Here is a 22,235-nt window from a genome sequence, read left to right as displayed (position 1 = left end):
TGTTGTTGCTCACTCTTTCGTGGAGTTGTATCACCTGTGCGAGGGAGTAGCGCTGCGACGCACGCCTGCGGGGGGCGTTTTGTGAATCCTGTTCGCAAAGGGTGGGGCTCACAGCCGGCCCGTTTAGCAGTACGCTTGTACCGTTTGCGTTTCTCGCGTGAGAGGAGCACCCCGCCACCATGAGCAAGATCAAAGTACAGGGCACCGTCGCCGAACTGGACGGCGACGAGATGACCCGGATCATCTGGTCCTTCATCAAGGACAAGCTGATCCACCCCTACCTGGACATCAACCTCGACTACTACGACCTCGGGGTCGAGCACCGGGACGCCACCGACGACCAGGTCACCGTCGACGCGGCCAACGCGATCTCCAAGCACGGCGTCGGCGTCAAGTGCGCCACCATCACTCCCGACGAGGCACGTGTCGAGGAGTTCGGGCTCAAGAAGATGTGGCGCAGTCCCAACGGGACCATCCGCAACATCCTCGGCGGTGTGATCTTCCGCGAGCCGATCGTCATCTCCAACATCCCGCGCTACGTGCCGACCTGGACCAAGCCGATCGTCATCGGCAGGCACGCTCACGCCGACCAGTACAAGGCCACGGACTTCAAGGTCCCCGGCGCGGGCACCGTGACCGTCACCTACACCCCGGCCGACGGTTCCGAGCCGATGGAGCTCGAGGTCGCGAACTTCCCGGAGCAGGGTGGCGTGGCGATGGCCATGTACAACTACCGCCGCTCCATCGAGGAGTTCGCCAGGGCGTCCTTCCGCTACGGCCTGGAGCGGGGCTACCCGGTCTACATGTCCACCAAGAACACGATCCTGAAGGCCTACGACGGCGTGTTCAAGGACGTGTTCGAGGAGGTCTACGAGAACGAGTTCAAGGCCGACTTCGAGGCCAACGGACTCACCTACGAGCACCGGCTGATCGACGACATGGTCGCCACCGCCCTGAAGTGGGAGGGCGGCTACGTCTGGGCCTGCAAGAACTACGACGGTGACGTGCAGTCCGACACGGTCGCGCAGGGCTTTGGCTCGCTCGGCCTGATGACCTCGGTGCTGATGACCGAGAACGGCACGGTCGAGGCGGAGGCCGCCCACGGCACGGTCACCCGGCACTACCGCAGGCACCAGCAGGGCCAGGAGACCTCCACCAACCCGATCGCCTCCATCTTCGCCTGGACGCGCGGGTTGCAGCAGCGCGGCAAGCTGGACTCGACCCCCGAGGTCGTCGAGTTCGCCAAGGCGCTGGAACAGGTCGTCATCGAGACCGTCGAGAGCGGCAGGATGACCAAGGACCTCGCGCTGTTGGTCGGCGACAACCAGCCGCACCAGAACACGCAGGACTTCCTGAACACGCTGGACGAGAACCTGCAGAAGAAGATGGCCCAGCGCTGAGGTTCACCTCGCTCACCCGGGCTCGTGCTCTCCGGGCGCGCGGCGATTTCGCGAGAAATTGACGCCGCCCGGCCACGCCCGAGGGTAGTGGTGGCCGTAAAGCCAGGAGACCGGAAGGCTGCGGGGCCGGAAGCTCGTGGGCCCAACGGGTAGTGCGGCCGGAAGGCAACGGGGCGCCGCCCCGCCGCGCGGACAACCGCGCGGCGGGGCGGCGCCCTTTTTCGTGGCTCCCGTAGCTCTGCCGGCTCCGGTGCTGATTCCCACAGCCCCCGCGCCCCGTTGGCCCCGGCATCCGGTCCCCGATCCCGGCGCTCTCCCCGATCGCCGACGCGGCGATTTCGCGAGAAATCGACGGTCCCTCGAGGACGAACACCCCGCCGGGTGAAGCGATCGTCCCGCTTTCGGGTAAGAACCGGGGCTTCTTCGGGGTAAGAACCGGGTCTTCGGTGATTTCGCCACGATGCTCGGCAGCGTTCCGCTGCGCCGTTCGGCGATATATCGCTGCGCCGTTCGGCGGTGCGAGCAGTATCACAGACCGATCCGGTAGTTTTACCGACCGAACCGGTCGGTAGTTCAGGTACGGTCGGTGGCGTGACAAGACCGTTCCGGGAACAAGTGGACGAGGAGATCCTCGACCGCGCCGCCGAGTTGTTCGCGCAGCACGGATTCGCGCAGACGTCCCTCAAGGCGCTGGCCGAGGCGGTCGGCCTGTCCAAGGCCGGTCTGCTGCACCACTATCCGAGCAAGGAAGCGATCCACGAGGCCGCGCTGGAGACGGGACGGGCGCAGGCCCGGTTGGTCCTCGCCGACGTCGCCCGGCTCGCGCCCGGGCCGGAACGCGATCGGCGGGCGCTGGAGCTGCTCACCGACGTCGCCCTGGAACGAGCGGGGCTGGTGAGCCTGGCCCTGCGGCCGATCACCGCTCCCGATGATCACGCCGACGCACTCGACGCCGAGGACGTGCTCATCCACGAGATATTCGCCCTCGATCCGGCGGACCACGGTTCGGAACGGCTCGTCCGAGTCATCGGCGCGCTGAGCGCGCTGGCCGTGCTCAGCCTCATGGCCAACCACAAGGGGGACAAGACCACCTGGCGTCCCCGGATCATCGCTACCTGTTTCGACACCCTCGGCCACTCCCGACCCGGCGATTCTTCGACCGGTTCCGACCAGCTGGAGGACTGACTGCTACATGGCACGCCTGTTATACCGACTGGGGCTCGGTGCCCAACGGCACCGACTGCTCGTCGTCGTGATCTGGTTGATAGCGCTCGCGGGTGGTGGCGTGGGCGCGGCGACGCTTTCCGGGCCAACCTCGGACAGCTTCTCCATCCCCGGGCAGGAGTCCACCATCGCCCAGGACAAGCTCCAGGAGGAGTTCGACACCGGCGGTGGCGCCACCGCCCGCGTGGTGATGCGGGCCCCGGACGGGCAGCAGCTGACCGCTCCCGCCAACGCCGCCGAGATCAAGGGCCTAGTCGCCGAACTGTCCGAACAGCCCGGCGTGGTCTCGGCCAGCGACCCGCTGAACCCGAACTCTCCCACGGTCAGCCCCGACCGGACCACCGCCTACAGCACGGTCACCTACGACGGCGGCATCGGTGAGATCACCGAGCAACAGCGCGAGGCGATGCTGGACACCGTCGAGCAGGCCGATCAGGGCGCGTTCACCGTCGAGGTGAGCGGCCAGGCCGTCACCGCCACTCCGTCCGTCGGTGGTCCGGGAGAGGCGATCGGCGTCATCGCCGCGCTGGTGGTCCTGAGCCTCACCTACGGCTCGCTGGTCGCCGCCGGGATGAACCTGATCACCGCCGGTGTCGGCGTGGGGATCGGCGCGCTCGGCGTCAGCATCGCCACCGGCTTCATGGAGCTGCAGTCCACCACCTCCATCCTGGCGACGATGTTGGGGCTGGCCGTCGGAATCGACTACGCCCTGTTCATCATCAACCGCCACCGGCAGGAACTGCGGCAGGGCAACGACATCAGGACCTCCATCGCCACCGCCGTTGGCACGGCCGGTTCCGCGGTGGTGACGGCCGGACTCACCGTGTTCATCGCGCTGGTCGGGCTCTCGGTCGTAGGCATTCCCTTCCTCACCCAGATGGGTGTGGCGGCGGCGGCGACCATCGTGGTGGCCGTCCTCGTGGCCATCACCCTGGTGCCCGCCGTGCTCAGCTACCTGGGACGGCTCGTGCTGCCGCGCAAGCAGCGCACCGCACCGGCCGAGACCGACGCCAAGACCGAACGGGCCGTCTACCCCGGCTGGATCCGTGCGGTCACCCGCGGTCGGATCCCGGCACTGCTGATCTCGCTCGTCGCGCTCGGCGCGGTGGCCATCCCGGCCGCCTCCATGCAGACCACGCTGGTGCAGACCCCCTCCGAGGGCACCACGCAGGCCCGAGCGCAGCAGATGCTGGCCGACAGCTTCGGAGAGGGCGTAAACGGCCCGCTGGTCGCCTACTTCGAGGGCGACGACGCGCCGCGTACCGCGCAGCAAGCCACTAAGGCGATCGCCGGACTCGACGACGTCGCCACCGTCACACCGCCCACGCCCAACGCCGAGGGCAACGCCGCGATGGTCACCGTCATCCCGAAGTCCGGTCCCGCCAGCGCGGAGACCGAGCAACTGGTCGGTGACCTGCGTGACCAGCTGGACGGCATCAACGGTGCCGAGAGCTACGTGACCGGAACCACCGCCGTCAGCGTCGACGTCGCGCACTCGCTGGACCAGGCGCTGCCGATCTACCTCGTGCTGGTCGTGGGGTTGGCTCTGATCCTGCTGGTGCTGGTGTTCCGTTCGATCCTGGTGCCGCTGGTCGGCGTGCTCGGCTTCCTGCTGACGCTGGGAGCCGCGCTCGGCGCGACCGTGGCGGTGTTCCAGTGGGGCTGGCTGAGCAACGTGGTCAACCTCGACGACACCGGGCCGCTGATCAGCCTCACCCCGATCCTGATGATCGGCATCCTGTTCGGACTGGCGATGGACTACCAGATCTTCCTGGTGTCCCGGATGCACGAGGCGTACCACAAGGGACACGCGGCCCGCGACGCGATCGTGAGCGGCTTCCGGCAGGCGGCACCTGTCGTGGTCGCGGCGGCGCTGATCATGTTCTCGGTGTTCGCCGGGTTCGTTCCGGCGGGCAACGCCACCATCAAGTCCATCGCCTTCGCCCTGGCGATCGGCATCCTGGTGGACGCCTTCGTGGTCCGCATGGTCCTGATGCCCGCGGCGTTGGCGCTGCTCGGCAGGGCCGCGTGGTGGCTGCCCCGCTGGCTGGGGTGGCTGCCCGCCCTCGACGTCGAGGGCAACGCGATCACCGACAGCGGCGAGTCCGACGACGGGAGCGGCTCCGACGAGAAGCAGCGGGCCGGGGTCGGTTCGTGAGCCGGACACCGGCCGTGTCGTTCGGCCGGTGAGGCGGAGTCCGGCCGGTGAGTGATCGGGTGGTCCGGCGCCGTGGGATTCGGCGCGGGGCCACCCTCTTCTTGCCGGGAGTCGGAGGACGTGGGGTTTTCCCCAGTCGCCCGTCGAGTTCTCGCGGGGCCTGCCGCCCAGGTGTGGTGGGCGGCGGTGTCGCTGCGGGTGCAGTGGTCCGTAGTGGTGCCGCCGTGCCCGTGCCGCCGTGGTGCCGGAAGCCCCGAGAGAGGGTCGGCCGGAAGAGCACTCCGCGAAAGCGGACAGGGGTTCGGTGAGTAGTTTCGCTCTGTTCGGTACGGAGCGGACTCTGTTCCGGTGGCGGTCATGAGTACTGACGACATCGCCGACGATCTCGAGAGACCAGGACGACCCCCACCGGGCCCGGTGATCACCGCCGCGCTGCTGGGGGGCATGTTCGTGATGCTCGTCCGCTCGCTGCACCTGCTCTGGCTGCAGGGCACGTTGCTCGACGTGACCACCACGTCCTCGCAGCCCGGGGTGGGTGGCGTGCTCTTGCGGGCGTTCCTCTCCTGCTTCATCGCCGCGGTGGCGCTGGGGTACCTGTGGTTCACGACCCGTGCGATGTGGCTGTGCGGGGTCGCCCGGCCGGTCGCCACCGCGTTGGTGAGCCTCGGAGTGGCCGCGCTGTTCGTGCTGCCGACGGGGGCGCTGCTGCGGTACGCGCTGGATTCGAACGCGGGCTGGTTGACGGAGCTCCTGTTGCTTCCGCTGCTGAGCGCGCTCGGCTACGCCTCGGTGGTGCGCTTCGAGCTCGGCCGTCACGGTCGTTCTAGGGCACCTCGACCCACTTCCAGGACAGCGACCTTCGGGGCGGAGGTGCTGGGGATCTGCTTCGTGCTGGTCTTCTGGTGGGTGTGGATGCACTACTGGGGCGCCTGGCTCGGAATCGGCATGTCTGTACAGCAGGAACCCGCGAGCCTCATCGTCGCCATCCACTGCGTGCTCGCCGTGCTCCTGCTGGTGCAGGGGTGGTTCCTGGTCCGCATGATGCGGGTGATCTACCCAGTCGGACCGGTTTCGGTGCTGTTGCCGGCTCTCAGTGCCTCGGTGGTGCTGGCCGTGCTCGTCGTTCTGGCGTAGTGGGGGCTGTGGGAACTGTGGCGAGCGCGTTCCGGTTACGAGGTCCACATCCCGTTGTTCGCGCTGCTGGCCGCCGCGAGCTTCGGTCTGGTGGTGCGCGGGGCGCGCCGAATGAGGGCAGTTTCAGAAGGGCGAGCGTGAAACCGGGTTCGTCCCTGCGGCGGTAGCCGATCGCGGTGCACCACCAGTCGGCGAGTGCCTGGTGGTCCACCGCGTCCAGCGCGATCGCCTTGAACCTCGCTGCCATGCGGGCACTCCACCACGCGGCACCGACAGTCCCGGTCCGTGAGGCGGTCCGGGAGGTTCGGCCCGGAGTCAGCCGAGTCGGTTGTGGTGGAGGTGGTGGAGGAAGTTGGTCCACTGGGTGTGGGTGAAGTGGTGGTGGGGTCCGTCGGGGTTCTTGGAGTCGCGCAGCCGCCAGCCCGTCGCGTCGTGCGCGACCTCGACGCAGTTCTCCGCGCCCCCGCTGAAGCTGGACTTGTGCCAGTTCGGCTCGTCGTGATTCCGCGTTTCGAGCATGTGCTGCTCCTAGCTCAGTTCCTCGATGCGCCGATTGATGGCTTCGAGCGTCTTCTGTGGGCTCAGTGCGGCCGCGCGCAGGTTGTCATAGGCGAGGTTGTAGACCCGAACGTGCTCGCGTCCGAGGTAGTCGCTACCGGTCAAGCCTTCGCTGTAAACGATACCGGGCCGCCCCTCCAGCAACGTGATGATCGTGAAAGCCGTGCCGTGACATGCGTGTGCGCCGCCGTCGAACGGGATGATTTGCACGGTGGTGTTGGGCGTCTCAGCGAGACTTCTCATTTGTTCGAGCTGACCGCGCAACACGGCCTTTCCACCGATCTCGCGGTGTAGAGCCTCTTCACCGATTACCAGCCAGAGTCGCGTCGCCTCGCTGTTCATCAGACGTTCCGCGCGCTTGGAACGCTCTTCGGCCATGCGGTCCACATCCGCCGGGGCGACTATGACCGCGCTGCTCAGTATGGCGTGGGCGTACTCGAACGTCTGCACGGTTCCCGGGAACGAGTCGGGGAAGAACAGTTTGAGCTCGGTCGCGGCGGCGATCAGGTTGACGTACTTGGTCGCCCACTCGGGGACACGTGCGGGTGGCAGTTTGCGTCGCGCTTCCGTGGCCAGTTCCTTGAGGGCCTCCGCGCGCTCCCGCGTGATGCCGAAGACGTCGATCGCCTTCGACAGTTCCCTGTCGGTGACGCTCTTGTCGCCCTGCTCGACCTTCGAGAGCTTGCCCGCGTACCAACCGAGCCGCTTGGTCGCATCCGCTGTGGACAAACCGCTGTTCTCGCGGGCCTCGCGCAGTTCGGCGCCCAGTAGGATCCGCTGCACGACCGGCCCTGGATCTTCCTCAGTCACGTCAGCAGTCTGTCCCATCGCTCGTGTCGTCCGTAGCTGTCCCTCGTGCGGAGTAATTCCGCCGCAAAGGACTTTTCTATCGGAATTTCCAGTGTAAATTGCTGAGCAACGAGTTGCACAATATGTGACCGAAGGGATGCGCAACATGACGGGGACGTCCACCGGCCAGGAGTTCGAGGAACCAGCCACGGGAGACTCGCCGGACGCGGGGCGAAACGGCAGAAACGGATCACTCGCGCATCCGTTGGACGCCCACGTGGTCGATCCGACGGACATGCCGCCGCTGTGCGGGGAGTCCGAGTTCGCGGAGTTGATGAGCGGCATGGTCACCGATACCGCGCCCAGGGTGTTCGCGGTGGTGCGCGAGTACGGCGAGCGGGTGGACGCCCGCGTCGCGGCGTGGGGCATGGCCTTCGAGGATCACGCCGAGGTCGTGGCCGTCGACGGCACCGTGCGGATGCGGGTCGCCGAGCCGGAGCAGGCCGCGCGCCGGTTCCGCTTCGGCAGTCACATCGGCGCCCGCGTGGTGTGGCCGAGGGCGGGCGGTGCGCCCGAGCCCTGTTGAACGCGGCTTCCGGTCACCGCCACGACGAGCGGGCGATCACAGCGAGCGCAGCGCGGCGCGGATCTCCTCCGGCACTGGAAGGGTGGTGTGGGTCTCGCGGTCCACGTAGACGTGCACGAACCGTCCCAGCGAGGCGGGTTGCTCGCTGCCGTTGCCGAACACCGCCAGCCCGTAGGTGACGCTGGAGTTGCCCAGCCGCCGCAGCCCGATCCCCACCTCGACATCGTCGGGAAAGCTCAGCTCGGAGAGGTACCGGCAGCCGGTCTCGGCGACCATGCCGATCGCGGGCAGCTCGCGGATGTCGGTTCCGGTGGCCCGCATCAGCCAGCCGTTCACGGCGGTGTCGAACCAGGAGTAGTGCACCACGTTGTTCACGTGGCCGTAGGAGTCGTTATCGCTCCAACGGGTCGTGATCGGCCACAACACGTTGAAGTCGGCGCGTTTCGGGGGTGGATCGGGAAAGTCGGACACGCCGGGCAGCCTAACCCGTCGGTGAAGGGTGGACCCCGTGTCAAGGACGACCGTCACGACCGGTACGATGTTTCGTGTTCGGCGATGAGCTGGCAATGCTCCGAACGGAGCATCCACCGTCCGAATACCCGAGCGCGATTAGCTCAGCGGGAGAGCGCTACCTTGACACGGTAGAGGTCGCTGGTTCAAACCCAGCATCGCGCACCATCCAAATCCCTTCCAGAAGGGCCGCTTCAGTAGTGCGCCCGGAACCGGTACGACTAGCGGGTGCGCTCGTAGTGACGCCGTGCTTTCGCGCGGTTGCCGCAAACAGCCATCGAGCACCAGCGGGCGCGGTTGGCGCGGCTGCGGTCGAGCAGGAACAGTCGGCACTCGTCGTTGGCGCAGGGGCGTAGTCGGCCCGGAAGCTCTTCCTCGGTCTCGGCCCAAGCCAGGACCACCTCGGCTGGCAACCGGGCGTGCGGGGGAGTGCTGAGAGTCCACCGCAGACCGTCCGAAGTGAACTCCGGCGTTCGGTGGACCCCTTCGAGCAGCGGGCTCAACGCCTCGGGCGAGCTCTCCCCCAGCACCACGTCCCGCAGGGCGTCCCGCGTCCGGCGCAGCAGCGCCAGTTCTTCGAGGCTGCCTTCGCCGCCGTGCTCCCGCGCCCAGCGCTTGCCTTCGGCGGGGTCGCCGAGCGCGTCCTGCTCCTCGCCGTTCACCAGTGGCCTGCTGTTGAGCAGGTCCAGCAGCGCGTCCATCGGGTATCGCTCTCTCTAACTGGTTCGAGTTCTTTGACAGGTTAGCCCAACCGTGCTTCCATAGCCAAAGTTAACCACATAAAAACCTTGAAGGGGTTAGAAATGAGCTCGGTGCACCACCGGACCACCACCGTCGACGGCCACGAGATCTTCTACCGCGAGGCAGGGCCGGCCGAGGCCCCCACGATCGTGCTGCTGCACGGCTACCCGACCAGCTCTTTCATGTTCCGTGAGCTCATCCCGCTGCTGGCAGGGGATTACCACGTCATCGCGCCGGACCACCTCGGCTTCGGCCGCTCGGCCGCCCCCGGAGTGGAGGAGTTCGAGTACACTTTCGACGCCCTCGCCGAACTCACCGACGGACTCCTCGACCAGCTGGGCCTGAGCCGCTACACCCTCTACGTCCAGGACTACGGCGCTCCCATCGGATGGCGTCTCGCACTCAAGCACCCCGAACGGATCTCCGCCGTGGTCACCCAGAACGGCAACGGCTACGAGGACGGTTTCGTCGAGTCCTTCTGGGCCGATGTCTGGGCGTACGCGGCGAATCCCGGCCCCGAGACCGAACCGGCGCTCCGCGCCGCGCTGAGTCACGACGCCATCCGCTGGCAGTACGTGCACGGCGTGCCCGATCCGAGCGTGGTCAGTCCGGACACCTGGGAGCACGACTTCGCCCTCGTCTCCCGTGAGGGCAACGACGAGGTCCAGCTGGCGCTGTTCCGCGACTATCCGAACAACCGCCCGCTCTACCCGTTGCTGCACGAGTTCCTGCGCACCAGCGGAGTGCCGGTGCTCGCCGTGTGGGGACGCAACGACGAGATCTTCGGCCCGGATGGTGCGCGGGCCTTCACCCGTGACGCCGAGGACGCGGAGGTACACCTGATCGACGGTGGTCACTTCCTCCTGGAGAGCCATCTGGACGTCGTCGCGGGCTACCTGCGCGGCTTCCTCGGGCGAGTGCTGGGCTGAGTTCGCGGGCCGAATTTTCGATCGCGGCGGCCGGTTGTTCGGAGCGAATCATGACCCCGAAGTGCGTAGGGAGGCATCCGGAGAATCGAACGAAGTCGTCTGAAATCCGGAAGTCGATTCCCCGAACACGAGCGCCACCGGGTCGATGGAGTTTCGGAAGTGTTCGGGGCGATACCGGTCTTCCGGAACCGGCCGCGGCGGCATCATCGGTCACAGGCGCGCGAGAACGATTGGCTCGACGCAGTGGATTCCGTTGCGACCTTCGCGGCCGGAACGCGTTCGATCGTTCGGATCCGGCGATCGTTTGACGAGTTCGGGCGAGCCGTGACCCATTGGGTCAGCCCGCATTGGAATGCGAGCGAAGTACTCGTGTTCGTCCCACGGCGGAATCGGAAAGACTGTTGGTCCCGCTGCCTCCGGTGAGGCTACTGAGCCAGGTCGTCCAGGACGGTGGTGACGTCGTTGGGATGATAATAAGTACGGCCGGAATCGGTGTAGCGACGCCAGCCGTGCTTGTGCGCATAACGATAGATGGTGCCCTTGGGAATACGCCATATGGTGGCTATGTCATCGGCTGTCAAACCGGCTACCGGAACTTCACGATCCAAATTCATTCTCCTTCGCTGCTTCGTATCCGACGGGCGAGTTTCGACCACCAAGTGACCGGCCACGAATGTGTGGGAGAAGTCGTGCAGACGATTTCGGAGGGGGGGATTTCACCATGAGGGCGAATGAGGGCGAACAGCTCGCCCGCGCAGTCGGAATCGGGGCAGTAACCGATACGTACGCGTCTGCCGTCGTCCGGGTAGGCGATGCCACGTGCGGTGCGCTCGAGCTGTCGGATCTCGTCCACCAGATCACCCGCGGCGGGATGACGGGCCAACCAGTCGGTGTGACGAACCAGGAAGCACGCGAGTGCGGAAATGTCTCGCTCGGGTGGCGTCAACCGCCGTTCCTCGGTGACGAGCCCCGCCCAGGAGGCGAGGACCGTGAGAATGGAAGAGCGTATCTCGGCGGTGGTCGCGTTGATCGAAGAGTCGATGTTGGTGGCTCGCCGCGGACGTTTCCGTACTACCCTTACTTCTTTCGAACCCCCACCCCTGTTGCAGTCGGAATGCAACGTGGGTAATACCCGCAGATTACTTACGAGATGATTCCGGCATCCCTCGCACAGAAACCCCTGGTCGGCTCTGTGCGGCCCTTTCCTCCCACTTTCGCATGAGGAAGCCCGGCATAACTCGCTTCCCACTGTACGGCCTCCAGACGTAGATTCGCTCAGCTGCTCGGAAAGAAGTCGTACTCGTGCCGTGCGCTCCCGTGAACTATGTGTAACCCCGCTGCTAAGCAGGGAGCAGATCGCACAACAGCTGTAGTTGTCAACCGGGAACTCGACACGGTGTGCGGAGTAGGCGACCCAGCGGCCGATCGGAGCAACGCCTCTCCTGTGGACGGTGTAGCCGGCTGCTGTGACCGGTGCTCGTGGATATTCGAACATCGATCGGAATAGAGGTGGTGTGCCGGAGAACTGTTAGTGAACCCTCTTTCTGTCTCGCGGTCCCGTGTTTCGCGTGGCTCCCTGGTTCGACTGTCGGGCCATGAGCTGTTTCCGAGGGCGGAGCTCTGGCTGCTCCTATCGGCCGACCAGGAATTTCTCGGTCCCGGCGCGTGCCCGGTCGTCACCACCGGGCTCCGAACTCGTGGCGGACCGCGCCGACGCGGTGCGCGAAGGTAGGGACCGAGGAACGGACGAGTACCGAGAAGGGTGTCTTGACAACCGGCTCGCGAAGAACGTATCAATATACTTGTTGTCCTGATTATGCCCTTGTGGGATGAATGGGTTTCATCCGCGCGAATGGGTTTGTCCGTCGGAAATCGATCCCGTGGACTGATGCCGCTACACGGGGGCAACCAGGTGTAACGGACACACCGGTCGGCTCGTGAAACGCCCGACCGCATCGGATGTGTGCCGGAGCCGAGACGATTCCCGATCGTCCCGGCCGAGTTGTGCTATCAGCCCGATGACTGATATCGGCTCTCCGCGATCCGAGGTTTTCGGGCGATACCGGTCAGCTTCTCGACGTCGATCGGAAGATGCTTCGCCCTGGTCGGACAACTCTTGTCGAGCACGGTGGTATCGCGAGTGTGCTCGATACTCCTCGAACGCTGTTCGAGGGTGAGTGCCAACCGCGGGGAACTTCCGGCGTGCTCGCCGGTTCCGGTCCCGTACTGCCGCGCGGGGCGTGTGGTGCTGGACCGTCGAGGTGTTCGGGCCGAGTTCAGCGGGTCTTGTTCGGACGGATGACGAGGAAACCAGTATGAGCGGTCTCATTGTCCCTTCGGGGCAGGGACGAAAACTGATCACCAAGATGCAGGAGATCACTTTCAAGGCCACCGCGGCGGACGGCTCCGCGATATCGTGCTTCGAGGTGGTGGTGCCGCCCGGTTTCGACGTGGGAGCTCACACCCACCAGAACTCGCAGGAGTTCTTCTACGTCCTGGAGGGGGAGCTGGACCTCCTGGCGTTCGAGCCGGTCAAACGTACCGATACGGACTGGCAGGACTGGGAGTCCGCCGCGGGCGACCGCGTCGTCCGTGCCGGACCGGGTGGCTGCATGTTCGTCCCCTCTGGATGCCCACACGCGTTCCGCAACGCCACCACGGAGCCCGCGCGCATGCTGTTCCAGAGCTACCCGTCGCCCGATCACGAGCACTACTTCGAGGAGATCTACGAGATCTTCTCCGGGCGTTCCTCGGAGCCGGACGCCGTGCGGAAGCTGCGCGAACGCTATGACATCGACCAGATCACGCCGCTTCGTTTCGAACCACCCTCGACGCCGCACTCCTCATGAGCGGCGGAACACGATGTACAGCACGAGGTGCAGCGATGGAGACGATTCCCCTCGTTCAGGCGAGCTTGGGTGAACAGGAGTTGGCAGCGGTCGCGGAGGTGTTCTCCTCGGGGTGGCCCGCTGGGCAGGGGCCTTGGGGGAAGGCGCTGGAGGCGGAGTTGGCCGAGCGTTACGGCGTGGGCGACGCGGTCGCGCTGAGCAATTGTGGCGCCGCGCTCCACCTGTCCCTGCTCGCACTCGGTGTCGCCCCCGGTGACGAGGTGATCGTGGCCGATTACACCTTCCCGGCTCCCGCGCACGCGGTGCGGTACGTCGGTGCGGAACCGGTATTCGCTGACGTGCGCGCGGATACCGGCACCATCGATCCGAGGGCGGTGTCGGATCTGGTCGGTCCGCGAACCGCGGGCGTGATCGCGGTGGACACGGTCGGGCTGCCCGCCGACTACACCGAGCTGCGGGAGATCACGGACCGAAACGGGCTGTTCCTCGTCGAGGACGCAGCGTGCGCCGTCGGCGCGACGTACCAAGGACGTCAGGCCGGTGAGCTGGCGCCGCTGGCCTGCCTGTCGTTCCACGGCCGCAAGGGCGCCACCAGTGGTGAGGGTGGAGCGCTGCTCGCGGCCGATCCGGCGCACGGAGCCGCCGCGCGGTTCCGAGCTTCCTTCGGCATCGGGAGTATCTTCGACCAGAGCCGGGTCGTGGGCCTGCCGGTTCCGGTGTTCGAGGAGATCGGTTACAACTACAAGCTGTCCGATATCGCGGCCGCGATCCTGCGGGTGCAACTCGGCCGGATCGATGAGCTGCTGGAGCGCCGCAGAGCCGTGGCGGCGCGCTACGAGGAGCTTCTCGCCGACGAAGAACTCCTCACGTTGCCGCGGGTGCCGGAGGACCGCACGCACGCTTGGCAGTCCTACATGGTCAAGCTCGATCCGGGCGTGGATCGGGAGGGAGTCGCCGCCGACCTGCGTGCGCAGGGGATCGGCTGCGGTCACGGGACGTGGGCGTGTCACCTGCAGCCCGTGTACGAGTCGAAGCGGTCCTGCCCGGTCTCGGCCGATCTCTTCCACCGCAACCTCGCCGTTCCGATGCACGCCGAACTCACCTCGGATCAGGTCGAGCGGACGGTCGAGGTGCTGCGCGGTGCGCTCCGTGCGCACGCGCGTCCGCGAGGTCGTCGGCTGGTCGGTTAGCGCGAAGTGGTGGCCGGTCCGTGCCGGGCCGCGGCATCGCTGTGAACCACTCGCCGGTCGGTTTCCACGCGAGGCCGGATCGTTCGCCAGTTCGTTGTGCGCTGTCGGTAGTTGTACTCATCCAACCGAGAAGTCGATCGATGCTTGGAGGAAGAAGTGTCGGAAACCGATGAGCTGACGAGGCTCTACTCGGCCCTCGAAGAATCCGCCGGACTGCTGGACATTCCCTGTTCCGAGGAGAGGGTTCGGCCCGTACTCGCCGCGTACGAGGACATGCTGTCGCAGGCCATGATCGCCTTCAGGGTGACCAGCTCCGAGAGCGACGAGGGGGAGCTCGACTGCCGCGTCCTGTTCCGGAGAGACGTCGATCCGTACGGCATGGCTTCCTCGAAAGGGTTCATCGCGGAGGACGACCACCCCGTCTGTGAGCTGCTCTCGGACATTCAGCAGCGGTGCCCGGTCGACAGCTACGGTATCGATTTCGGGGTCGTGGACGGGTTCAAGAAGATCTGGGCGTTCTTTCCCGACGGTGACTTCCAGCCGCTCTCGCGGCTCGCCGAGATGCCTTCCATGCCCCCCGCGCTGACCGAGAACGCCGGTTTCTTCTTCCGTTACGGCCTGGAGGACCGCGTGGGGCTGATCGGCATCGATTACCACGGCAGAACGGTGAATGTGTACTTCGGCAAGCTGCCGGACGAGTGTCTCGAGCCGGAGGCCATCCGTTCGATGCACCGGGAGATCGGGGTGCCGGAACCGAGCGAGCAGATGCTGAAGCTCTGCGCGCAGTCCTTCGGTCTCTATTTCACTCTCAGCTGGGACTCCTGGAGCATACAGCGAATTTCCTTCAGCTCCATAACGCAGGATCCGATGTCCTTTCCCGTGCGATTCGGGTCGAGGATCGATCACTTCGTGAAGAACTTCCGGTACGGTCTCGACGACCCGAAGATGGTCCATGCCGCCGTGAAGTCGACCGGCGAGGAGTACTACAAGATCCAGGCCTACTACCGGTGGCGGCCGGCCACGGTGAATCTGACCTCCGCCGACGCCGGTGAGTAAGCCTCCTGGCGCGATTCCGCCGACCACTCGCACAGCGACGATCGCGGCGTCGACGGCAACCGGTCGGCTCACGCGCCCGGTGGGGCTGTCCGAGTGCTCGTTCCGGGGCCGGAACCCGGTCCTCGCCGGACGTTTTTCGTATCGGGCACGGGGTTCGATGCCGCGGTGCCCGGTGTCATTCGTTGAAGGAAGCAGGTGATCCGCCGTGGTTACTCGGGAATCACAGCTGGTGGAACTCGTGGACGAGGAGGGTACCGCCACCGGTTCCTGCACGGTCGCCGAGGCGCACACCGCGCCCGGCCGGCTGCATCGGGCGTTCTCGGTGATGCTGCTGGACGACCTCGACCGCATCATGCTCCAGCAACGGGCCGCGGTGAAGAGCCGATTCGCACTGCGGTGGGCGAACGCCTGCTGCAGTCATCCGGCCCCGGGGCAGAGCGTGTTCGACGCCGCCGACCAGCGGATGCGCGAGGAGATCGGGATAGGCGAGGTGACGCTGTACCAGGCCGGTGTGCACCTCTACCGCGCCGCGGATCCGCGTACCGAGCGGATCGAGCACGAGTACGACCACGTCCTGGTCGGCCGGGTACCGGTGGATCCGCACCTGCGGCCGGATTCCACCGAAGTGGCCGACGTTCGCTGGGTGCGTCCGGACCGGCTGCGTGCGGACCTGGCCGACAATCCGGACCACTACGCCCCCTGGCTGGATGGTGTGCTCACGGTGGCCACCGAGGGTTCCGAACCCCTGTCGTGAGTCGCCGTGCTCCTTCCCGGCGTCGGTCGGTGACGATCCGCGTGTTTACCGAGCACCGTAAAGGAGACGGTCGCGATGAAGGACTCCGTAATCCACAAGTCGATTCGCAAGCACGGGCTTCATCTCGGCATGGTGCCGCAGTGGGCCGTGGCCAGGAACAGCTCGACGAAACTCGACATCGACCACGATCTCGACGCCCTGCCGGAAGTGGGGCGGCGCCTGACCGTTTCCGAGCTCGCCGAGCACGTGGACGAGCTCGCGGGGCGGTTGTGGACCGCCGGGGTGCGCCCCGACGAGTACGTGGCGATCCACAAGACCGCCAACTTCGACATCTGGCTGCTCGCCACGGCGGCTTCCCGGATCGGAGCGGTTCCCGTGCTGTTGTCACCGGCGCTGGACGGTGCGACCGTGGGTGCCCTGCTCGCCCGGCTGGACCGGCCACACCTGCTTAGCGACGCGCCCAGGCTCGACGCGCTGGCGGAAGTCCCCCTGCGGGAGCTGGCCGACCAGGTGATCACGGTGGCCGGGCACGCCGCGGGCGCGGTGTCGCTCGGCGAACTCACCGGATCCTCGCGAGTCCGACCGGTACTCAAGGAACCGGACGAGCCCGCGATGATCACCCACACTTCCGGAACCACCGGGATTCCCAAACTCATAGTGCACACGCCCCGGAGCATGGGAACCAGGCTTCGGCCACAGTGGTGGCTGCTCTCGTTGCTGCGGAAGCGGGAGACGGTCGCGATCAACGTTCCCTACGTGCACTCCCGAACGTTCGCGGCCATGTCCTTGGTGCTGCTGAAGGCGATGCCGGCGCTGCTGATGAACGAGCCCGACCCCGAGGACGCCGCCGAGCTGTTCGTCGAGCACCGACCGGGGCTGATCGAAGCTCTGCCCAACACCCTCATGGCGTGGGAAAAACTCACCGACGATCCGCGCGGGCCGTTCGCGTCGATAAGGTACTTCAGCAGCACGTTCGACGCGATACATCCCAGAACGATCAGCCACATACTCAAGTCGTCCAAGCGGTTCGCGCCGCTGTTCTTCCAGATCTACGGGCAGAGCGAGGTGGGTCCCGCCGTCGGTCGGCCGTACTTCCGCGGCCACGCCCATCGAGCGAACGGACGCTGCGTCGGCTGGACGATGCCGGGCTGCGCGAGGGTCCGCGTGGTGAGCAGGGACGGCGAACGGCCGTCGCGGAACAACCCCGGCTACATCGAGGTCGCTTGGCAGGGACTGGCGAAGACGTACCTCGGTGAACGGGAGAGGTACGACACCAATCGACACGGGGACTGGTGGCGTACCGGCGACATCGGTTACCGAACCAAGTTCGGCTGCCTGCACATGTTCGACCGGGAGATCGACATGATCCACGGTGTGCGCAGCACCCTGGAGGTCGAGGACCTCGTGCTGAACCGGATGGACGAGCTGGGCGAACTCGTCGTGGTTCGGGGGCCGAGTTCCGAGCCGATCCCCGTCCTCTGCACGAACGACGACCAACCGCTGGACCGGGACCGCTGGTACGCGGCCGTCGCGGATCTGCCGCGATTGGCCGAACCGGTCCAGATTCCGGAAGCCGAGCTACCCCGGACCGCCACGTTGAAGGTGCAACGTGTCGAACTGTCCCGCCGACTCCAGGACCGAACACAAGGCGCGCCGGATGTGTGATCGAACCAGCCAGCCGGGGCGAGCGACGCGAAACGGAGCGATCCAATGACACCGGAAGCCACGCTCGCGCGGTTGCGCGAGTACATGGTGGGGCCCACGCGGCTCATGACCCTGCTCTCCTGCTTCGAGCTCGGCATCATCGACGCGCTTCGGGAGAGGCCGGGTACGACCTCGACCGAACTCGGTGAGGTGGCCGGTACCAAACCGGACGCCGTCGAACAGCTCTTGCACCTGATGGTCAAGGAGGGCTTCGTCGCGTACGACGAGGAATCCGGTGGTTACGCTCTCGACGCGCTGGCAGGAGTGGCGGAGGGCGACCTCCGGCGGGCGCTGTCCTACATGAACATGATCAAGGTGGTGGCGCTCAGGCAGCTGTTCCACCTCCCCGAGAGCGCCCGGAACGGGATGCCCGTCGGGCTCAAGGAGCTCTACGGGCACGAGGGGACGCTTTACGACGCGGTGGCGGAGCACGGGGACCTGCGGGAGGCGTGGGCGCCGTTGATGGACACCGTCACCGCCAACATCGACCCCTGGTACTTCGACAACGTCGACATACCTCCCGGCTCACAGGTGCTGGACCTCGCGGGAAACACCGGTATCGGGGCGATCCACACCCACGAGATGAAGGCATCTCCCGGGATTCGTGTGACGACCTTCGACCTGCCGGAGAAGGAGAAGGAGTGCCTGGAGAACTTCAGGACGCACGGCCTCGAGGAGCACTGCTCGTTCATCGGCGGTGACGTTTTCGAGAAGGTCCCCGAAGGCTTCGACGTCGTCCTGATCAAGCACTTCCTGGACATGTTCGACAAGGAGGACGTGTTCAAGATCCTCGAAGGGGTAAACAGTTCGCTCGGCCCCGGTGGTCAGGTCAATATCCTGGTGCCGGTGTACCCGGAGAACATGACCGAACCCGACAACTACAACGTCGACTTCTTCCCGGCGTTCTTCATCGGGTGCACCATGGGCCAAGGCGGTCCGCAGAAGATGTCCACCTACCGGAAATGGCTGGAAGAATGCGGTTTCGAGGTGACGAGGACGATCACGAAGGATCCCGCTGACATACCCCCGGACGTCATCCCCAGGCAGGGAATCCTGTGCGCCACGAAGACCGCGTGATCCCGTCGGTCTCGGCCCTTCGAGGAACCACCATCGCTCGCTCCGGCGGAGCTCGGAAGGATCGCGAGCGGATGGCGCGATCGTAATGAACATCGGGAGAAGGACCGCCGGTCCCGGCCCGGTCCGGTCCGGCGATTGGAGGACGAGTGTCCGGAGACGCTGATCTCAAGGAAGACGTGTACTCGGCGATCGAGAAATCGGCGGGGCTGATGGAAGCTCCCTGCGCGCGGCACGAAGTCTGGCCGATCCTGACCGCTTTCGGTGACGACCTCGGTGAGGCCGGGATCGTTTTCAGCGTGCAGACGGGCGAGCGGCACGCGGGTGAGCTCGACTACACCATCACGGTTCCGGCCGGGGGAGACGATCCTTATACGCTGGCGCTGTCGAACGGTCTGCTGGAGGAGACCGATCACCCAGTGGGTAACCTGCTCTCGGACGTTCGCGCGCGGTGCCGGATCAGCGAGTACTTCATCGACTGCGGAGTCGTCGGTGGGTTCAACAAGGCGTACGCGCATTTCCCGCACGACCCGCAGAGCGTGGCACGGCTCGCCGAAGTCCCTTCGATGCCGCGTGGTCTGGCCGACAACGCGGACTTCTTCGCGCGCCACGGGTTGGATCAGGTGGCGATGATGGGGGTGGACTACGGCAAGAAATCGGTAAACTTGTACTTTGCCCAGCTCTCCGAGGACTGTCTCGAACGGAGCAACATCCTGTCGATGTTTCGTGCGAGCGGTCTGCCGGAGCCCGGTGAGCGGTCGCTGAACTTCGCCCGGGGCGCCTTCCGGATTTATGTCACCCTGAGCTGGGACTCCTCGGAGGTGAAGCGGATAGCCTTCGCATCCCTGACGGGGCAGGAATGGTTGGACTCGGCGTTGTCGGAGTTCCCGGTTCGAGTGAGTCCGGAGATCGAGCGGTTCGTGCGGAACGCTCCGTACACCTATTCCGGCGATCCGCTGCGAATTCTGGCCGTCAAGTTCGCTCCCGAGGGCGAGTACCTCAACTTCGGTTCCTACTACCAGATCTCTCCGCTGGTGCGGAATTTGCTGGCCGCGTCCGCTGACGAACGGAGTTGACCTCTTCCGGACCTGGAGCGGGAACGTGGGAGGAGAGCGGGATCTCCGGCGGTCGGCTCCGATCGAGTGGGTGACTCCCTTCACCGGGGATATCGACTCACGGGCTCGTCCCGGACAGTCGCGGAATCACGGGTCCGTCGAGTTGTGGCAAGATCGGAGAGTGGCACCTATTACGCGACCGCGCTGTGACGAGCACCGCTTCGTCGGAAACTCGTGGTCGCCTGCGAATTTAGGGAGAGAAACCTTATGAATCTGGCTCTATGGATCGTTGCCGGATTGCTTGCCGCCGTCATGCTGGTCGGTGGTACCACCAAGATGTTCGTACCCAAGGAGAAGCTGGGTGCGACCGCCCACGGTGGATGGACCAACGACTACGGCGACGGCTTCGTCAAGACCCTCGGAGCCCTGGAGTTCCTCGCGGCGATCGGTATCATTCTGCCGGCGGTGGTCGACATCGCACCGATCATGGTGCCCGTGACCGCTGTTTGCTGGGTACTGCTGATGATCGGCGCGATGATCACGCATCTCCGTCGTCACGAGAAGTTGCCCGTGGCCGCGAACCTGATCTACCTGGCTATGGCCGTCTTCGTGGCGTGGGGTCGGTTCGGGCCCGAGTCCTTCACCGGTTGATCCAGCCGGTTCTGGTTATCGTAGAGGACCGGTCGATGGGTATTGGAGAGATTCGTGCGCACCGGATCGATCGCCACGGGATCTCCGATTGCCGCGCGTGGGGTTCGACAACCGGTACCACGGTTGTGGCGACCCAGACTCGGATGGCTGGTCCTCGTCCCGGCACCGGGGCCGAACGCCGCTGAACAGGCTTGTCGGGACGCTTTGGGGAGAGGGTTTCCATCGCGAACCGCGTGTGCCTCGTGGCGATGACCGATCGCGGTGTCGAACCGCGATCGTGGACTGCTTTCGACTCCGATCTCGTGTGGCGTGCCATGCGGTCTCGATCCTCGTCGATCGGGCTTGTGACCGCATCGTTCGCGCCGTACAATTAATCCCGCGAAAGGCGAAGTCCTCCCCGCTTGACTATTTTCGCAGTATTGTTGTCACCCTTGTTCCTCGTGTTCGAACCATGAATGATCGCTCGATGTCGTATCGGGCGAGAATCGCTCGCCCCCGAGAATAATTCCGACGTCGGGGTGGTTAGGCGTTCCCGCTGCCGCGGCCACGCGGAAATGCGTTCGGCTCATCCTCTCCCGGTCGGCCTGAGCGAGATCACAGCGAAGGACATCACTAATCACGGGCAGGATCACCAGAAAGTAAGTTCCATAAATGCCAATATTATGCAGGCCATCGGTGAGCGTTCCGGAACACGTCATATCGATGGACGAGACGCTGGAGCTGGCCGAACGAGCACACGCGGGAAAGCCACAGCTTTCCCTGGCGTATCGATTGATCCAGAATACCGGGGTTCAGAAGAGACACATAGTACAGCCCGTCGAGGAAACACTTCGGCACCCGGGGTTCGAGGAACGCAACCGCGTCTACGAGCTGGAGTCCAAGAAGCGAACCCCCGAGGTGATCGAACAAGCTCTGGCGAACGCCAACCTGGCGACACGTGACATCGACGCGATCATATACGTTTCCTGCACCGGATTTCTGATGCCTTCGCTGACCGCGTGGTTGATCAACACCATGGGGTTTCGCACCGACACCCGACAGATCCCCATAGCGCAACTGGGCTGCGCGGCGGGTGGCGCGGCCATCAATCGCGCACATGACTTCTGCGTGGCACATCCCGAGAGCAATGTTCTGATCGTTTCGTGCGAGCTGTGTTCACTGTGCTACCAGCCCGATGACGATGACGTCGGCTCACTGCTGTCCGACGGGTTGTTCGGCGACGCTGTCGCGGCCGCCGTCGTTCGAGGGAGCGGAGGTGTGGGGGTGGCGTTGGAGCGCAATTCCTCGTACCTCATCCCGGACACCGAGGACTGGATCTCCTACGACGTGCGTGACACCGGATTCCACTTCCGGTTGGACCGCCGGGTGCCGGGAACGATGGAACCGCTCGCCCCGGTGCTGAACGAGTTCGCGGCGGGTCACGGTTGGGACGTCCGCGACCTCGATTTCTACATCATCCACGCCGGTGGTCCGAGAATCCTGGATGACCTCGGCGAGTTCCTCGACGTCGACCGGAAGATGTTCCGTCACAGCTGGGCAACTCTCGTCGATTACGGCAATATCGCGAGTGCGGTCGTTCTCGACGCGCTGCGCAGGCTGTTCGAAGAGGACATGCCGTCCGAGGGGGCTTCCGGCATGATCGCCGGTTTCGGTCCCGGAATCACCGCCGAGATGGCGGTGGGGCGTTGGAGCGTTGATCCGTCGGGAAGCTCCGACTGATTTTCTCGGATCCGTTCGAACGGATTATCGTGAATTGACGACTACGAGCGGTTTCTTGCCATGCCGGGGCGGAACGAAAACCGGTCACCACTATGCGGGAAATCATCCGCGGTGCCACAGCGGCGGTTGATAACCGCGCCAGCGAAATCGACAA

21 protein-coding genes and 1 tRNA gene are annotated in these 22,235 nt (G+C 65.4%); 16 read left to right on the top strand and 6 right to left on the bottom strand.

What is annotated here, in order from left to right; translation table 11 throughout:
- The first annotated feature begins 179 nt into the window (after positions 1-179).
- The 4 genes from J2S53_RS12125 (at position 180) to J2S53_RS12110 (ending at position 5,916) form a co-directional block, all read left to right on the top strand.
- The gene (locus J2S53_RS12125; protein WP_092979503.1) at positions 180-1,400 is read left to right on the top strand and encodes an NADP-dependent isocitrate dehydrogenase; all 1,221 of its coding nucleotides are present in this window, start codon (positions 180-182) and stop codon (positions 1,398-1,400) included.
- A gap of 591 nt (positions 1,401-1,991) precedes the next feature.
- On the top strand, positions 1,992-2,585 hold the full coding sequence (locus J2S53_RS12120; RefSeq protein WP_456241060.1) for a TetR/AcrR family transcriptional regulator: 594 nt from the start codon (positions 1,992-1,994) through the stop codon (positions 2,583-2,585).
- 7 nt (positions 2,586-2,592) lie between these two features.
- On the top strand, positions 2,593-4,782 hold the full coding sequence (locus J2S53_RS12115; protein ID WP_456241059.1) for an MMPL family transporter: 2,190 nt from the start codon (positions 2,593-2,595) through the stop codon (positions 4,780-4,782).
- 357 nt (positions 4,783-5,139) lie between these two features.
- Positions 5,140-5,916 (top strand): hypothetical protein, encoded by a 777-nt coding sequence (locus J2S53_RS12110; protein ID WP_456241058.1) that lies wholly within the window; start codon positions 5,140-5,142, stop codon positions 5,914-5,916.
- Positions 5,917-6,231: 315 nt separating this feature from the next.
- Here J2S53_RS12110 and J2S53_RS12105 read toward each other — a convergent pair whose 3' ends face one another.
- Both J2S53_RS12105 and J2S53_RS12100 read right to left on the bottom strand, forming a co-directional pair.
- Positions 6,232-6,435 carry a DUF397 domain-containing protein gene (locus J2S53_RS12105; RefSeq protein WP_456241057.1) on the bottom strand — a complete coding sequence of 68 codons (204 nt, stop codon included), beginning with the start codon at positions 6,433-6,435 and terminating at the stop codon, positions 6,232-6,234.
- 9 nt (positions 6,436-6,444) lie between these two features.
- Entirely contained in the window at positions 6,445-7,284 is an 840-nt protein-coding gene (locus tag J2S53_RS12100; protein WP_456241056.1) for a helix-turn-helix domain-containing protein, read from the bottom strand.
- A gap of 145 nt (positions 7,285-7,429) precedes the next feature.
- Between J2S53_RS12100 and J2S53_RS12095 the strand changes: the two genes are divergently transcribed.
- Complete coding sequence (locus J2S53_RS12095) at positions 7,430-7,849, top strand: hypothetical protein (RefSeq protein ID WP_456241055.1); 420 nt, start codon at positions 7,430-7,432, stop codon at positions 7,847-7,849.
- Positions 7,850-7,885: 36 nt separating this feature from the next.
- Here the strand turns inward: J2S53_RS12095 and J2S53_RS12090 are convergent, their stop codons facing one another.
- Entirely contained in the window at positions 7,886-8,320 is a 435-nt protein-coding gene (locus J2S53_RS12090) for an acyl-CoA thioesterase (RefSeq protein ID WP_043570668.1), read from the bottom strand.
- Between the two features lie 132 nt (positions 8,321-8,452).
- Here J2S53_RS12090 and J2S53_RS12085 point away from each other — a divergent pair.
- A tRNA-Val gene (locus J2S53_RS12085) sits at positions 8,453-8,527 on the top strand.
- 53 nt (positions 8,528-8,580) lie between these two features.
- Here J2S53_RS12085 and J2S53_RS12080 read toward each other — a convergent pair.
- Positions 8,581-9,060, bottom strand: coding sequence for a CGNR zinc finger domain-containing protein (locus J2S53_RS12080; RefSeq protein WP_456241054.1), 480 nt, complete (start codon positions 9,058-9,060; stop codon positions 8,581-8,583).
- 102 nt (positions 9,061-9,162) lie between these two features.
- On the opposite strand from J2S53_RS12080, the gene J2S53_RS12075 reads away from it, so the two are divergent.
- On the top strand, positions 9,163-10,029 hold the full coding sequence (locus tag J2S53_RS12075) for an alpha/beta fold hydrolase (protein ID WP_456241053.1): 867 nt from the start codon (positions 9,163-9,165) through the stop codon (positions 10,027-10,029).
- Positions 10,030-10,454: 425 nt separating this feature from the next.
- Here the strand turns inward: J2S53_RS12075 and J2S53_RS12070 are convergent, their stop codons facing one another.
- Entirely contained in the window at positions 10,455-10,643 is a 189-nt protein-coding gene (locus J2S53_RS12070; RefSeq protein ID WP_207227427.1) for a hypothetical protein, read from the bottom strand.
- Complete coding sequence (locus tag J2S53_RS12065; protein WP_456241052.1) at positions 10,640-10,975, bottom strand: hypothetical protein; 336 nt, start codon at positions 10,973-10,975, stop codon at positions 10,640-10,642. Before J2S53_RS12065 ends, J2S53_RS12070 begins: the two co-directional genes overlap by 4 nt.
- A gap of 1,369 nt (positions 10,976-12,344) precedes the next feature.
- Here J2S53_RS12065 and J2S53_RS12060 point away from each other — a divergent pair.
- The 9 genes from J2S53_RS12060 (at position 12,345) to J2S53_RS12020 (ending at position 22,081) form a co-directional block, all read left to right on the top strand.
- Complete coding sequence (locus J2S53_RS12060; protein ID WP_456241051.1) at positions 12,345-12,878, top strand: cupin domain-containing protein; 534 nt, start codon at positions 12,345-12,347, stop codon at positions 12,876-12,878.
- Positions 12,879-12,913: 35 nt separating this feature from the next.
- Positions 12,914-14,068 carry a DegT/DnrJ/EryC1/StrS family aminotransferase gene (locus J2S53_RS12055; protein ID WP_456241050.1) on the top strand — a complete coding sequence of 385 codons (1,155 nt, stop codon included), beginning with the start codon at positions 12,914-12,916 and terminating at the stop codon, positions 14,066-14,068.
- Positions 14,069-14,224: 156 nt separating this feature from the next.
- Entirely contained in the window at positions 14,225-15,124 is a 900-nt protein-coding gene (locus J2S53_RS12050; protein ID WP_456241049.1) for an aromatic prenyltransferase, read from the top strand.
- A gap of 205 nt (positions 15,125-15,329) precedes the next feature.
- A complete protein-coding gene (idi, locus tag J2S53_RS12045) occupies positions 15,330-15,878 on the top strand; it encodes an isopentenyl-diphosphate Delta-isomerase (protein ID WP_456241048.1) in 549 nt (182 codons plus the stop codon).
- A gap of 75 nt (positions 15,879-15,953) precedes the next feature.
- Positions 15,954-17,543, top strand: coding sequence for a class I adenylate-forming enzyme family protein (locus J2S53_RS12040; protein WP_456241047.1), 1,590 nt, complete (start codon positions 15,954-15,956; stop codon positions 17,541-17,543).
- Positions 17,544-17,588: 45 nt separating this feature from the next.
- Positions 17,589-18,659 carry a methyltransferase gene (locus tag J2S53_RS12035; protein WP_456241046.1) on the top strand — a complete coding sequence of 357 codons (1,071 nt, stop codon included), beginning with the start codon at positions 17,589-17,591 and terminating at the stop codon, positions 18,657-18,659.
- Positions 18,660-18,805: 146 nt separating this feature from the next.
- Positions 18,806-19,732: an aromatic prenyltransferase gene (locus J2S53_RS12030; protein WP_456241045.1), complete on the top strand. Its 927-nt coding sequence runs from the start codon at positions 18,806-18,808 to the stop codon at positions 19,730-19,732.
- A gap of 246 nt (positions 19,733-19,978) precedes the next feature.
- Complete coding sequence (locus J2S53_RS12025; protein ID WP_130468243.1) at positions 19,979-20,362, top strand: DoxX family protein; 384 nt, start codon at positions 19,979-19,981, stop codon at positions 20,360-20,362.
- A gap of 651 nt (positions 20,363-21,013) precedes the next feature.
- Positions 21,014-22,081 carry a type III polyketide synthase gene (locus J2S53_RS12020; RefSeq protein WP_456241044.1) on the top strand — a complete coding sequence of 356 codons (1,068 nt, stop codon included), beginning with the start codon at positions 21,014-21,016 and terminating at the stop codon, positions 22,079-22,081.
- Positions 22,082-22,235 lie beyond the last annotated feature (154 nt).

Origin of the sequence: Actinopolyspora lacussalsi (genome assembly GCA_030803735.1) — a bacterium.
In the GTDB taxonomy this organism is placed as follows: Bacteria; Actinomycetota; Actinomycetes; order Mycobacteriales; family Pseudonocardiaceae; genus Actinopolyspora; species Actinopolyspora lacussalsi.
The sequence above is the reverse complement of the archived record's forward strand: the minus strand, read 5'-3'. Positions and strand labels throughout refer to the sequence as shown.

What these genes read in the sequence shown, in the direction of transcription:
- J2S53_RS12070 (WP_207227427.1), bottom strand. Translation starts at nt 10,643, where the DNA reads ATGAATTTGGATCGTGAAGTTCCGGTAGCCGGTTTGACAGCCGATGAC.
- J2S53_RS12105 (WP_456241057.1), bottom strand. Translation starts at nt 6,435, where the DNA reads ATGCTCGAAACGCGGAATCACGACGAGCCGAACTGGCACAAGTCCAGC.
- J2S53_RS12040 (WP_456241047.1), top strand. Translation starts at nt 15,954, where the DNA reads ATGAAGGACTCCGTAATCCACAAGTCGATTCGCAAGCACGGGCTTCAT.
- J2S53_RS12080 (WP_456241054.1), bottom strand. Translation starts at nt 9,060, where the DNA reads ATGGACGCGCTGCTGGACCTGCTCAACAGCAGGCCACTGGTGAACGGC.
- J2S53_RS12055 (WP_456241050.1), top strand. Translation starts at nt 12,914, where the DNA reads ATGGAGACGATTCCCCTCGTTCAGGCGAGCTTGGGTGAACAGGAGTTG.
- J2S53_RS12110 (WP_456241058.1), top strand. Translation starts at nt 5,140, where the DNA reads ATGAGTACTGACGACATCGCCGACGATCTCGAGAGACCAGGACGACCC.
- J2S53_RS12025 (WP_130468243.1), top strand. Translation starts at nt 19,979, where the DNA reads ATGAATCTGGCTCTATGGATCGTTGCCGGATTGCTTGCCGCCGTCATG.
- J2S53_RS12035 (WP_456241046.1), top strand. Translation starts at nt 17,589, where the DNA reads ATGACACCGGAAGCCACGCTCGCGCGGTTGCGCGAGTACATGGTGGGG.
- J2S53_RS12095 (WP_456241055.1), top strand. Translation starts at nt 7,430, where the DNA reads ATGACGGGGACGTCCACCGGCCAGGAGTTCGAGGAACCAGCCACGGGA.
- J2S53_RS12125 (WP_092979503.1), top strand. Translation starts at nt 180, where the DNA reads ATGAGCAAGATCAAAGTACAGGGCACCGTCGCCGAACTGGACGGCGAC.
- J2S53_RS12075 (WP_456241053.1), top strand. Translation starts at nt 9,163, where the DNA reads ATGAGCTCGGTGCACCACCGGACCACCACCGTCGACGGCCACGAGATC.
- J2S53_RS12020 (WP_456241044.1), top strand. Translation starts at nt 21,014, where the DNA reads ATGCCAATATTATGCAGGCCATCGGTGAGCGTTCCGGAACACGTCATA.
- J2S53_RS12060 (WP_456241051.1), top strand. Translation starts at nt 12,345, where the DNA reads ATGAGCGGTCTCATTGTCCCTTCGGGGCAGGGACGAAAACTGATCACC.
- J2S53_RS12115 (WP_456241059.1), top strand. Translation starts at nt 2,593, where the DNA reads ATGGCACGCCTGTTATACCGACTGGGGCTCGGTGCCCAACGGCACCGA.